Origin of the sequence: Flavobacterium sp. MMLR14_040, assembly GCF_033657265.1 — a bacterium.
Classification (GTDB): Bacteria; Bacteroidota; Bacteroidia; order Flavobacteriales; family Flavobacteriaceae; genus Flavobacterium.
In genome coordinates, this window is record NZ_JAWVWO010000002.1 from 76904 (window position 1) to 89632 (window position 12729).

Sequence of the window (12729 nt, forward strand, 5' to 3'; positions counted from 1 at the left end):
TAATTCAAATAAAAACCAACTTCCAGGTTAAAACAAAAAAGCTCCATAATTTTATGGAGCTTTTTTTATATCAGAATCTGAGTTATTATTTACTCAAATACATTTTTCTTCTAGAGTACAATTCGTAGAATTGATCGTCTTTTAAGTCATCAATAAACAAGATACTTTCTCCTGTTGATTTCATTTCTGGTCCTAATGCCTTGTTTACATTGTGGAATTTACTGAAAGAGAAAACCGGCTGTTTAATCGCATAACCTTTCAATTGCGGATTAAAGTTGAAGTCGGTTACTTTATTGTGTCCTAACATTACTTTCGTAGCGTAGTTTACATAAGGTTCTCCGTAAGCTTTTGCAATAAACGGCACTGTTCTCGATGCTCTTGGGTTTGCTTCGATAATATAAACCGTATCGTCTTTTATCGCAAACTGAATATTGATTAAACCAACTGTTTTCAGCGCTCTTGCAATTTTCACCGTATGATCTTTTATCTGCTGCATTACAAATTCTCCCAAATTAAAAGGAGGCAAAGTAGCATTACTATCTCCCGAGTGAACTCCGCAAGGTTCGATATGCTCCATAATTCCGATGATGTAAACATTTCCATCAGCATCACAAATCGCATCAGCTTCAGCTTCGATTGCTCCGGCTAAATAGTGATCTAAAAGTAATTTATTTCCTGGAATCGTTTTCAATAAATTGATAACGTGTTCTTCCAGTTCTTTTTTGTTGATTACAATTTTCATCCCCTGACCTCCTAATACATAAGAAGGACGAATCAATAATGGGAAGTCAAGAGTATCAGCAAGTGCAGAAGCTTCATCAGCTGTTTCAGCGATTCCGAATTGTGGAAAAGGAATGTGTAATTCTCTCAATAAGTCAGAGAAACGCCCTCTGTCTTCCGCTAAATCAAGTGCATCAAAACTAGTTCCGATGATTTTTACTCCGTATTTAGATAATTTTTCAGCTAATTTCAAAGCTGTTTGTCCACCTAACTGAACAATTACACCTTCTGGTTTTTCATGCTGAATAATGTCGTAAATGTGTTCCCAGAAAACTGGCTCGAAGTATAATTTATCAGCTGTATCAAAATCTGTAGAAACCGTTTCAGGATTACAGTTGATCATGATTGTTTCATAACCACATTCTTTTGCAGCCAAAACTCCGTGCACACAAGAATAATCAAACTCAATTCCCTGTCCAATTCTGTTTGGTCCTGAACCAAGAACGATGATTTTCTTTTTATCTGTTACAATGCTTTCGTTATCTACATAACGCTCACCGTTTGCTTTTTCGATTTCCGCCTCAAATGTTGAGTAGTAATAAGGTGTCAACGCTTTAAACTCTGCCGCACAAGTATCAACCAGTTTAAACACACGGTTAATATTTTGATCCATTCTTAAAGTATGAACTTCACTTTCAAGACAATTCATCATGTGTGCAATTTGTCTGTCGGCAAAACCTTTTTGTTTCGCTTCAAGCAGCAATTCTTTTGGAAGATTCGAAATTTTATAGTTCGAAATTTCTTTCTCTAAAGTATAAAGCTCTTCGTATTGTTTTAAGAACCACATATCGATTTTCGTAATTTCATGAATACGGCTCAACGGAATTCCCATTGCGATCGCATCATAAATTACAAAAACACGATCCCAACTGGCAAAAGTTAGTTTCTCGATAATTTGTTCGTAGTTTTTATATCCTTTTCCGTCAGCTCCTAACCCATTTCTTTTAATTTCTAAAGATTGAGTCGCTTTGTGTAACGCTTCCTGGAACGAACGTCCAATTCCCATTACCTCACCAACAGATTTCATCTGAAGACCTAAAGTTCTGTCAGCTCCTTCAAATTTATCGAAGTTCCAACGTGGTATTTTCACAATTACATAATCCAAAGTTGGTTCAAAAAGAGCCGAAGTTGATTTTGTAATTTGGTTTTGCAATTCGTCTAAGTTGTACCCTAAAGCCAGTTTAGAAGCAATTTTAGCAATTGGATAACCTGTTGCTTTTGAAGCTAAAGCCGAAGAACGAGACACACGAGGATTAATTTCGATCGCTACGATATCTTCTTTTTCGTCTGGCGAAACTGCGAATTGTACGTTACAACCTCCTGCAAAGTTTCCAATACTACGCATCATCAAGATGGCATAATCACGTAATTTTTGGAATGTTGTATCAGATAATGTCATTGCCGGTGCAACTGTAATCGAATCTCCGGTATGAATTCCCATTGGGTCCATATTTTCGATCGAACAAATAATTACAACATTATCATTTTTATCTCTTAAAAGCTCCAACTCATATTCTTTCCAGCCCATTAAAGCTTTGTCAATCAAAACTTCGTGAATTGGTGAAGCTTCAAGTCCGCGCGTTAAAAGCTCATCAAAATCTTCTTTTTTGTAAACTACTGCTGCTCCTGTTCCTCCAAGTGTAAACGAAGGACGAATTACAAGAGGGAAACCAAATTCCTGAGCAATTTCTTTTCCTTCTAAATATGAAGTAGCAGTTTTTGCAGGCGCAGTTGGTACATTTATTCTTTCTAAAAGCTGTTTAAACTGCTCTCTGTCTTCGGTAATATTAATTGCGTTTACGTCAACTCCAATTAATCTTACTCCGAAATCCTGCCAGATTCCTTTTTCTTCAGCTTCCAAACATAAATTCAAAGCCGTTTGTCCTCCCATTGTAGGCAAAACAGCATCAATTTGTGGATGTTCCTTCAGAATTTCAATAATCGATTTTGTCGTTAATGGCTTTAGATAAACATGATCGGCCATAGTTGGGTCGGTCATAATTGTCGCTGGATTTGAGTTTATCAAGATAACTTCAATTCCTTCTTCACGAATAGAACGTGCAGATTGAGATCCTGCATAATCAAATTCGCAAGCTTGACCAATAACAATAGGTCCTGATCCTATTATTAAAACTGATTTTATTGATGTGTCTTTTGGCATTTTATTTGTATTGTGTAGTTATATATGGTATTTCAAAAATGATCTGTAGTACATTAAAAACTAGAATGTTGCAAGTTTTTTTTACTGACAAGGTATAAAAAAAGGCGATACTAAAAAAGTAACGCCTTATTTATGTTTATAGAAACATTATTTTTTGTGTCTAGGTTCGCTAGAAACAGTCAATTTATGTCTTCCTTTTGCTCTTCTACGCGCTAGAACTTTTCTTCCATTCGCAGAAGCCATTCTGTCCATAAATCCGTGCTTATTTCTTCTTTTTCTTTTCGATGGTTGAAATGTTCTTTTGCTCATTGCTTTGTATCTTTAAAATGGTGTCTAATATCTCTTTTCTGTTTTTGAATATCGTTATCCGAAAACCGAGTGCAAATATACAAAGACTTTTTTTCCCCGCAAGTACTTTAATAAAAATATTTTTAATTCATTTTACTATATTTGCAATCACAAATATACATCTATTATGTTTCACAAAAATATTAAACTTATTTTGGCCGGACTTCTTGTAGTTGCTGGCATTTGGCAATTTACAGAAAGTAATATCGGAAATGGAATTTTCCTTATTTTACTTACTGCAATTCCGATTTTTCTTTACTTTAAAAACGAATTCATCCTTTTAGCTTTCCTTAAATTAAGAAAACAAGACTTTGAAGGTGCTAAAAAATGGCTGGCATACATTAAAAATCCAGAAGCTGCATTGGTAAGAAAGCAACAAGGATATTTTAATTATCTTCACGGAATTATGTTGTCTCAAACCAATATCAACCAGGCTGAGAAACATTTCAAAAAAGCCATCGAACTGGGACTATCAATGGATATGGATTTGGCTGTTGCTAAATTAAACCTTGCCGGAGTTGCCATGTCACGCAGAAGAAAGCTTGAAGCGACTAATTTATTGAATGAAGCTAAGAAACTGGACAAACAAGGTATGCTGAAAGAGCAAATCACAATGATGAAAGAACAAATGAAGAAAATTTAAATTTCTTTAAATTACAATATTTGAATCCCAAATTCCAATTCTTGGCGTTTGGGATTTTTTATTTTAGATTTCTGAGTTTAGATTTTAGATTTTCCTGCTGTATAGAAAGAGTAACATTTAACTTGTCATTTCGACCGGAGGGAGAAATCACACGCGTAACTCTACAAAGATTGGCGATTTTGATTGCGGAGATCCCTCGTTCCTCGGGATGACAAGATTGCAAGTAAGAACTTTGTGCGTAAATCTTTGTCAAAGTTTAAAACTTTGACAAAGATATCGAATAGCCAAACAATTGTAATTTTGAAATTTAATCCTCCAATATAATAGATGGCAAATTCTCATTCAGCCATTTATATTTATTGAGAATCATAATATGAGTTCCGCCTTTTACGATTATGCAGCTTTTGATGTATTTTATAGGAAAAACTTCATCCTGATCGCCGTGAATGTGAATTATATTTTGATCAATTTCGTTTCTTTCCCATAAAATAACATTTTCTACCGCCCATTGCAGGTAGCGAATATCGCGCATGGCAAGGAATTTTTCGTATAGTTTAATTCGTTTGTTGACTTTTTCGCCAAAGGAATATTTTGCGAGATTCTCGATATTCAGAATCAATTTCATCGGAATCAACTTGTAGGCCTTTGTAGTTTTTCCAATTTTCATTCTCCTTGGAAATTCTAAATTGCTTCTAACGCTCGAAATAATGATAACCTTTCGGACATCAATATGTTTTGCCATTTCCTGAACCAGAATTCCTCCGAAAGACACTCCAATTAGAACCGGATTTTCATGTTTGATGTTTTTTGTAATTCGAAGTGCATAATCAGACAAGGATTCCTTTGGCTGTGGAATTTCCCATTCCAGTAAACACATTTCGAAAACAGATTCATCTAAATTGATTCTTTCAAAAATAGTTGAACTTGCAGCCAAACCAGGCATAAAATAGACAGGAATTTTACTCATTAGTTCAGAAATTGTAGCTTTTAAATTGATTCTAAAATTACTTTTTTTAGCAATATGCACAACAAATCTTACGCCATAATTACAAATTAAACTTATTTAAATTACAAAAAGTAAGTAAAGCCTGAGAAAACTGCTTCTTCAAAAAAAATAATTTAATATTGAGAATCAAATGATTACCTTTGTATTCTAAATAACACATGTTCAATATCTTTTTAAGGAGTTTTTATATGAGTCATTTGCGCCCACCATTTCTATTATTTTTTTAACCTTACAAGAACAACTAATTATGGAAACTATTGACATTATGGAAATCAAAGACAACACTTTTGCAAGACAATTTGAAGCCATAACCCCCGAAGGATTGCTTTCTGTTGAATATTCGTTTCAGGAAAAGAAAATTTTTTTAACTAAAATCAATACTCCCGAAGGATTTGAGAACCAGGCTTTAATTGACACAGTACTTAAAAGCATCATGGAAATTGTGGTAGAAAAGAAATTTAAATTAATGCCTATCCATCCAAAAATTGTACAGTTCATCAAAAAAAATCCAAAATATAAAGAATTACTTCCTCCGGGAATTAGAATTTAATTTATGTTTCTTCATAAAAACAAAAAAGCACAAGAATCAACTTGTGCTTTTTTGTTTATAATAAAAATGAAAATTTACTTTTCTATCTCTCTCATAGAATCCATTTTTTTATGAGCCAGGAATCCTGCTACATCTTCAAAATGTTCTTTTACTCTTTTGTTTCCAAACTCAAAAACTTTAGTTGCTAATCCGTCAAGGAAATCACGATCGTGAGAAACCAAAATTAAAGTTCCGTCAAAATCACGCAATGCATCTTTGATAATGTCTTTTGTTTTCATATCTAAGTGATTTGAAGGCTCATCCAGAATCAGCAAGTTTACTGGCTCCAACAATAATTTTATCATTGCCAAACGTGTTTTTTCTCCTCCTGAAAGCACTTTTACTTTCTTAGTAATATCATCTCCCTGAAACATAAATGCTCCAAGAATATTTTTAATTTGTGTTCTGATATCTCCAACAGCAATTGCATCGATTGTTTCAAAAATAGTAGCATTTTCATCTAATAAAGAAGCCTGATTTTGAGCAAAATATCCTATTTGAGAATTATGTCCAATTTCAACACTTCCTTCATCAATACCTATTTCCTTCATGATCGCTTTAATCATGGTCGATTTTCCCTCACCATTTTTACCTACAAAGGCTACTTTTTCTCCTCTTTCGATAACAATATTGGCATCTTTAAAAACTACATGATCTCCGTATTTTTTAGACAATTCTTTTACCACAACAGGATATTGTCCTGAACGTGCCGCTGGCGGGAATTTTAATTTTAATGCAGAGTTATCTACTTCATCAACCTGAACAATAACCAGTTTTTCAAGCATTTTAACACGAGACTGAACGGCATCTGTTTTAGAGAAAGTCCCTTTAAAACGATCAATAAAAGCTCTATTATCAGCAATCATTTTTTGCTGTTCATCATATGCTTTTTGTTGATGAATACGACGATCTTTTCTTAACTCTAAATAATGAGAATATTTTGCTTTATAATCGTAGATTCTTCCCATTGTTACTTCAATAGTACGATTTGTGATATTATCTACAAACGCCCTATCGTGCGAAATTACCACAACTGCCTTTGCCGAATTGATCAAAAATTCTTCAAGCCACTGAATACTTTCAATATCCATGTGATTGGTTGGCTCATCCAGCAAAATTAAATCCGGTTTTTGCAATAAAATTTTAGCCAATTCTATACGCATTCTCCATCCACCAGAAAATTCAGAAGTCTGACGTGCAAAATCTTCACGCTCAAAACCTAAACCAATTAAGATTTTCTCAACTTCAGCTTCGTAATTTACTTCTTCAATCGCATAAAATTTCTCGCTTAGGTCAGAAACTCTTTCGATCAATTTCATATAAGCATCACTTTCATAATCAGTACGAACGGTTAATTGCTCGTTGATTTCATCAATTTCGGCTTTCATTTTAAAAATTTCACCAAAAGCTTTTGATGCTTCTTCCATTACAGTCGAACCATCTTTGGTCAATAAATGCTGAGGCAAATAAGCTACAACAGCATCTTTTGGAGTCGAAATACTTCCGGTTGAAGGTTTGCTCTGACCTGCAATTATTTTTAAAAGTGTCGATTTTCCCGCACCATTTTTACCCATAAGGGCAATTTTATCATTTTCATTTATAGCAAAAGAAACATCGCTAAATAATGTAGTTCCACCAAACTGAACCGAAATATCGTTAACTGTAATCATTTAGATTTTTAGATTTTTAGACTGCTTAGATTTTTAGACTTCTCAGCAAGTATTTTTTGAAGGTGCAAAGATAGATTAATTAGATAATTTGGCAATTAGATAATTAGATAATTCTACTTCAAGACAAAAAGCTTTTTAAACATAAAAAAAACTCCGTAAAGCATATAAACTTTACGGAGCAAATATTTTAATTATCTAATTGCCGCATTGACTAATTATCTAATTAAATTAATCCTTTCTCCATTTTTTAGTTTCCTCAAAAATGTGTTCCAGAATTGAAGATTCAATTTCATCAAATTCTATATTTCTTCGGCTCATTACTAATTTTGCAGTTTCAAAAGCTTTTTTAGTGACATACGTGGTAAAACCGGCAGCTCCGCCCCAGGAAAAACTCGGGACAAAATTGCGGGGAAAACCACTTCCGAAAATATTTGCGCTCACTCCTACTACCGTTCCTGTATTGAACATCGTATTGATACCGCATTTACTGTGATCGCCCATCATCAAACCACAAAACTGAAGTCCGGTTTTAGCAAAACCTTCTGTTTCATAGCTCCATAATTTTACTTCTTCGTAATTATTTTTCAGGTTTGAATTATTACTATCCGCTCCAATATTACACCATTCGCCTAAAACAGAATCCCCTAAAAAGCCGTCGTGCCCTTTATTTGAATTCGCAAAAAGAACAGAATTTTTAACTTCACCACCAATTCTTGATCCCGGACCAACAGTTGTAGCGCCGTAAACTTTTGCATTTAATTTCACTTGGGCATTTTCGCATAAAGCAAAAGGGCCACGAATTACGGTTCCTTCCATAATTTCGGCATTCTTACCTATATATATAGGTCCGGCCGAAGCATTCAATGTTACGAACTCAAGCTTTGCCCCTTCTTCAATAAAAATATTCTCAGGCGAAATTACATTTACACTTTTCGGAATTGGCTGTGATTTTCGATCTTCTGTCAAGTAATCAAAATCGGCACGAATTGCGGCGTCATTTTTAGAAAAAATATCCCAAGTACGCTCAACGGTTATACAATCCTCATTATACTGAATGATTTCGTAGGAGTCAAAATCAACTTCTTCCTGATTTTCAGTTGTAAAAAAAGCGATTACGTCATCTCCTTTAAAAATTGCCTGATTTTCTTTTAAATCAGAAACCATTTCGGCAAGCGTGTCATTTGGTAAATACGCTGCATTGATCATGACGTTTTCTTCCATTTCTACCATAGGAAATTTGGCAGACAGGTAATCTTCAGTAATTGTTGTTATAGTAGAACCTAAACGCATTTCCCATTTTTGACGAATGGTCATGATTCCGATTAAAATATCAGCCACGGGCCTTGTAAAAGTAAAAGGTAATAAAGCATTCCGGACGGGACCGTCAAAAAGAATGTAGTTCATAAATTAAATTTAATATTGTTAAAATTGATTTGGTTACCGAATTCAAAGTTACAAATATTTATGAGTTTGATTAAAAAGCCTTTGATTCAAAATAAGAAAATACATTTTTTTTCGCCACGAATTCACGAATTTCTCTAATTATTACAGCTGTAGTATTTTGCTTTTCAAATTGCAGTAAAGAAAATCCGTGAATTCGTAGCATAAAAAAAAGCCTTCCAGATTGGAAGGCTTTTGTATAAATAAAAACAGTTATTAGTTTTTAACGTGTTTTGCATATTTAGTTTTGAACTTGTCAATACGTCCTGCAGTATCGATAAGTTTAGATTTACCAGTATAAAAAGGGTGAGATGTTCTAGAAATCTCCATTTTTACAACTGGATACTCAACTCCGTCTACTTCAATTGTTTCTTTTGTATCTGCAGTAGATTTAGTGATAAAAACTTCGTCATTTGACATGTCTTTAAATGCAACTAATCTGTAATTTTCTGGGTGAATTCCTTTTTTCATCTTTTCTTTTATTTATTGTTTAAAGCATTTTTATTTTGAAGCTTTTTCATGGTTAGAAAAAGGTGTAAACAAATAATACTCTTTTTGTTTAAAAACTTTTAATTATTTTGAGTTTGCAAATTTACAATTCTTTTTTAATATACAAATCTTTACGCCACTTTTTTTTACTTAAATTCAAAAAGCTTTTTTCCTCACGATTATATTCGGAATTACTATATTTGTGGATTAATTTTAAAACATATATAAATATGATTAATGAAGTTATAAAGAAGAATGGAATTACATATGGTGTAATGATCGGAATTGCATCTGCGCTAATTACTGCTACCATTTATGCAGTCGATTTAAATCTATTTGTTTCCTGGTGGTTTGGCTTGCTTGGTTTAGTAATAAACGTAACGATATCAATCATTTTGCTTTCTAAAACCAAGAAAGAATTAAATGGAATTTTTCCTTTCAAAGATGCCTTTACCACTTACTTTATTGCAGCGGTAATTGGTATTTTAATCTCTACTTTATTCAACATTGTCTTATTTAATGTTATTGATCCGGGAGCAAAAGATACTTTAAGCGAAATTATGATTAAATATACGGTTGGTATGCTGCAAAAGTTTGGCACTCCGGCTTCTACAATTAATGAAACTATTGCAAAAATGAAAATAACTAATCCTTATTCTACCTTAGAATTAATAAAAGGATCTGTTTTCGCTATTGTAATCTGTGCTATTTTCGGATTAGTTTTCGCAGCATTTTTTAAAAGCAAATCTACACAAGAATAAAAAAAATAAATGAATTTATCTATACTTATACCGCTTCTAAACGAGGAGGAATCACTACAAGAACTCTATTCGTGGATTATTAAAGTGATGCAATCTAACAATTACTCTTATGAAATCATTTTTGTAGATGATGGCAGTACAGATAATTCCTGGGAAATTATTGAAGGTTTCTCTAACGAAAATACCAATGTAAAAGGCATTCGTTTCATGAAAAATTTTGGAAAATCACAGGCTTTGCATGCTGGTTTTGCAAAAGCAAAAGGCGACGTTATTATTACCATGGATGCCGATTTGCAAGACAGTCCGGATGAGATTCCCGGATTATTTGAAATGATTACCAAAGAAAAATTTGATTTGGTATCTGGTTGGAAAAAGAAACGATACGACTCTGTTGTGGCGAAAAATTTACCTTCGAAATTATTTAATTGGGCTGCCAGAAAAACTTCCGGGGTTGAGTTAAATGATTTTAATTGCGGATTAAAAGCATACAAAAACACAGTTGTAAAAAACATCGAAGTTTCTGGCGAAATGCACCGTTATATTCCGGTTTTGGCAAAAAATGCCGGTTTCAATAAAATTGGAGAAAAAGTTGTTATTCATCAGGCCAGAAAATATGGGGAAACCAAATTTGGTATGGATCGTTTTATCAATGGTTTTCTGGATTTGATTACGATTTGGTTTTTATCAAGATTTGGAAAAAGACCAATGCACTTATTTGGTTTATTAGGATCGATAATGTTTCTGATTGGTTTTTTATTAGCGCTATACTTAGGAGTCGATAAATTATTCATTCACAAAACAAGCCGATTAATTACCGAAAGACCACATTTTTATCTCTCAATAACATCAATGATTATAGGAACGCAATTGTTTTTAGCCGGATTTTTAGGTGAAATTATATTGCGTACTAAAAGCAATGAAGCACGTTATAAAGTAGCACGAGAAGTTAATTTTTAAAGTAAAGACAACAAAATATGATGTTCCTGAATAATTCAGGAGCATCTTTTGCGTTCTTACAGGAACATAAAAATATTTTTTTGATAATTACAATAAAGCAGGATTATTCCTTAAAAAATATTATCTTTAATTAGAACATTAAAAACACATTTACATGAATATAGCACCTAATATTTTAAATGCTGTAAACGAATGGCTAACGCCTACATTTGACAATGAAACACAAGTGGCCGTTAAGGAATTAATGACAACGTCGCCAAAAGAACTTGAAGAAAGTTTTTATAAAAACCTGGAATTTGGTACAGGTGGAATGCGTGGAGTTATGGGTATTGGAAACAATAGAATTAACAAATACACGCTTGGAAAAAACACACAGGGTCTTTCAGATTATCTGCATAAAGTTTTTCCTAATCAACCCTTAAAAGTAGTTATTGCTTATGATTGTCGTCATAATAGTAATACTTTAGCAAAGGTTGTGGCTGATGTTTTCTCTGCAAACGGGATTCAGGTTTATTTGTTTTCAGATTTACGTCCAACTCCGGAATTATCTTTCGCGCTTAAGTATTTAGGCTGTCAATGCGGAATCGTACTTACGGCTTCACATAATCCGCCGGAATACAACGGTTACAAAGTATATTGGCAAGATGGAGGGCAAATTGTTCCACCGGAAGATGCAGCAATTATTAATGTAATCGAAAATTTAGATTACGACAAAATCAAATTTAACGCCAACGAAAGCCTGATTCAGTATATCGATACTGAAATTGACAAGGCTTTTATTAAATCATCAATAGAAAACGCAAGTTTTGATACTCCGGCTGAAGCCAAAGATAATTTGCATATTGTTTTTACTTCATTGCACGGTACTTCTATAAAATCTATTCCGGATACTTTATCGCAGGCAGGTTACAAAAACGTACATATTGTTCCTGAACAAGCGATTCCAGATGGAGATTTTCCAACAGTTAAATCTCCAAATCCTGAAGAGCCTGAAGCTTTAACAATGGCTTTGGCTTTGGCAGACAAAACAAATTCAGATATTGTTGTTGGTACAGATCCTGATTGCGACCGTTTAGGCGTTGCTGTTAGAAACAATGATGGTAAAATGATTTTGCTTAACGGAAACCAAACCATGATTTTGATGACTTCTTTTTTATTGAAACAATGGAAAAAAGCAGGCAAAATTAACGGAAAACAATTCGTAGGTTCTACAATAGTTTCAACTCCAATGATGATGGAACTGGCAACAAGTTATGGTGTAGAATGCAAAGTTGGCTTGACAGGTTTTAAATGGATTGCCAAAATGATCAAAGATTTTCCGGAGCTTGAGTTTATTGGCGGTGGAGAAGAAAGTTTTGGTTTTATGGTTGGTGATGCTGTTCGCGATAAAGATGCAGTTGCTGCTACTTTATTGATCTGTGAGGTGGCTGCTCAGGCCAAAGCTGCAGGAAGCACAGTTTACAAAGAACTTTTACAGCTTTACGTTGAAAATGGTTTCTATAAAGAATATTTGGTTTCACTTACCAAAAAAGGAATGGAAGGTTTACAGGAAATTAATCAGATGATGATTGATTTACGTGAAAATCCTTTGAAAGAAATCAATGGACAACGCGTAATTATGGTTGAAGATTATCAATCATCTATTGCCTTAAATTTATTGACTGGCGAAGAATCTGCAATGGACATTCCGAAATCGAACGTATTGATTTATTATACTGAAGATGGCTCTAAAATTTGCGCAAGACCAAGTGGTACTGAACCAAAAATTAAATTCTACATCAGCGTTAATGCCGAATTAGAATCAGTTGATGATTTTGATGCTGCAGAAAGTTTCTTAGATCAGAAAATACAAAATATCATTGCAGGAATGCAATTGACATAAACA

Annotated in this window: 11 protein-coding genes; 5 read left to right on the forward strand and 6 right to left on the reverse strand. The window is 33.6% G+C overall.

What is annotated here, in order from left to right; translation table 11 throughout:
- Nucleotides 1–85: 85 nt before the first annotated feature.
- Nucleotides 86–2941: a carbamoyl-phosphate synthase large subunit gene (carB, locus tag SD960_RS03035; protein ID WP_115847333.1), complete on the reverse strand. Its 2856-nt coding sequence runs from the start codon at nt 2939–2941 to the stop codon at nt 86–88.
- Between the two features lie 147 nt (nt 2942–3088).
- Complete coding sequence (gene rpmH / locus SD960_RS03040; RefSeq protein ID WP_008464848.1) at nt 3089–3250, reverse strand: 50S ribosomal protein L34; 162 nt, start codon at nt 3248–3250, stop codon at nt 3089–3091.
- Nucleotides 3251–3416: 166 nt separating this feature from the next.
- Between rpmH and SD960_RS03045 the strand changes: the two genes are divergently transcribed.
- Complete coding sequence (locus SD960_RS03045) at nt 3417–3932, forward strand: hypothetical protein (RefSeq protein WP_042567304.1); 516 nt, start codon at nt 3417–3419, stop codon at nt 3930–3932.
- 307 nt (nt 3933–4239) lie between these two features.
- Here SD960_RS03045 and SD960_RS03050 read toward each other — a convergent pair whose 3' ends face one another.
- Entirely contained in the window at nt 4240–4899 is a 660-nt protein-coding gene (locus SD960_RS03050) for an alpha/beta hydrolase (protein ID WP_318800873.1), read from the reverse strand.
- Nucleotides 4900–5185: 286 nt separating this feature from the next.
- Here SD960_RS03050 and SD960_RS03055 point away from each other — a divergent pair, with 286 nt between their 5' ends.
- Nucleotides 5186–5488, forward strand: coding sequence for a GNAT family N-acetyltransferase (locus SD960_RS03055; RefSeq protein ID WP_302093365.1), 303 nt, complete (start codon nt 5186–5188; stop codon nt 5486–5488).
- Nucleotides 5489–5562: 74 nt separating this feature from the next.
- On the opposite strand, the gene SD960_RS03060 is transcribed toward SD960_RS03055, so the two are convergent.
- The 3 genes from SD960_RS03060 to SD960_RS03070 form a co-directional block, all read right to left on the reverse strand.
- Complete coding sequence (locus SD960_RS03060; RefSeq protein WP_318800876.1) at nt 5563–7197, reverse strand: ABC-F family ATP-binding cassette domain-containing protein; 1635 nt, start codon at nt 7195–7197, stop codon at nt 5563–5565.
- A gap of 228 nt (nt 7198–7425) precedes the next feature.
- On the reverse strand, nt 7426–8601 hold the full coding sequence (locus SD960_RS03065; protein WP_318800877.1) for a GlmU family protein: 1176 nt from the start codon (nt 8599–8601) through the stop codon (nt 7426–7428).
- A 252-nt stretch (nt 8602–8853) separates the two neighbouring features.
- Complete coding sequence (locus SD960_RS03070; protein WP_029272307.1) at nt 8854–9108, reverse strand: type B 50S ribosomal protein L31; 255 nt, start codon at nt 9106–9108, stop codon at nt 8854–8856.
- Between the two features lie 248 nt (nt 9109–9356).
- Between SD960_RS03070 and SD960_RS03075 the strand changes: the two genes are divergently transcribed.
- From SD960_RS03075 to SD960_RS03085, 3 genes are all read left to right on the forward strand, one after another.
- Nucleotides 9357–9887 (forward strand): DUF4199 domain-containing protein, encoded by a 531-nt coding sequence (locus SD960_RS03075; protein WP_318800881.1) that lies wholly within the window; start codon nt 9357–9359, stop codon nt 9885–9887.
- A 9-nt stretch (nt 9888–9896) separates the two neighbouring features.
- The gene (locus SD960_RS03080; protein WP_318800882.1) at nt 9897–10844 is read left to right on the forward strand and encodes a glycosyltransferase family 2 protein; all 948 of its coding nucleotides are present in this window, start codon (nt 9897–9899) and stop codon (nt 10842–10844) included.
- 154 nt (nt 10845–10998) lie between these two features.
- Nucleotides 10999–12726 carry a phospho-sugar mutase gene (locus tag SD960_RS03085; protein WP_318800884.1) on the forward strand — a complete coding sequence of 576 codons (1728 nt, stop codon included), beginning with the start codon at nt 10999–11001 and terminating at the stop codon, nt 12724–12726.
- The last annotated feature ends 3 nt before the right edge of the window (nt 12727–12729 follow it).

Coding starts and splice junctions, on each gene's coding strand:
- carB (WP_115847333.1), bottom strand. CDS start 2,941: ATGCCAAAAGACACATCAATAAAATCAGTTTTAATAATAGGATCAGGA.
- rpmH (WP_008464848.1), bottom strand. CDS start 3,250: ATGAGCAAAAGAACATTTCAACCATCGAAAAGAAAAAGAAGAAATAAG.
- SD960_RS03045 (WP_042567304.1), top strand. CDS start 3,417: ATGTTTCACAAAAATATTAAACTTATTTTGGCCGGACTTCTTGTAGTT.
- SD960_RS03050 (WP_318800873.1), bottom strand. CDS start 4,899: ATGAGTAAAATTCCTGTCTATTTTATGCCTGGTTTGGCTGCAAGTTCA.
- SD960_RS03055 (WP_302093365.1), top strand. CDS start 5,186: ATGGAAACTATTGACATTATGGAAATCAAAGACAACACTTTTGCAAGA.
- SD960_RS03060 (WP_318800876.1), bottom strand. CDS start 7,197: ATGATTACAGTTAACGATATTTCGGTTCAGTTTGGTGGAACTACATTA.
- SD960_RS03065 (WP_318800877.1), bottom strand. CDS start 8,601: ATGAACTACATTCTTTTTGACGGTCCCGTCCGGAATGCTTTATTACCT.
- SD960_RS03070 (WP_029272307.1), bottom strand. CDS start 9,108: ATGAAAAAAGGAATTCACCCAGAAAATTACAGATTAGTTGCATTTAAA.
- SD960_RS03075 (WP_318800881.1), top strand. CDS start 9,357: ATGATTAATGAAGTTATAAAGAAGAATGGAATTACATATGGTGTAATG.
- SD960_RS03080 (WP_318800882.1), top strand. CDS start 9,897: ATGAATTTATCTATACTTATACCGCTTCTAAACGAGGAGGAATCACTA.
- SD960_RS03085 (WP_318800884.1), top strand. CDS start 10,999: ATGAATATAGCACCTAATATTTTAAATGCTGTAAACGAATGGCTAACG.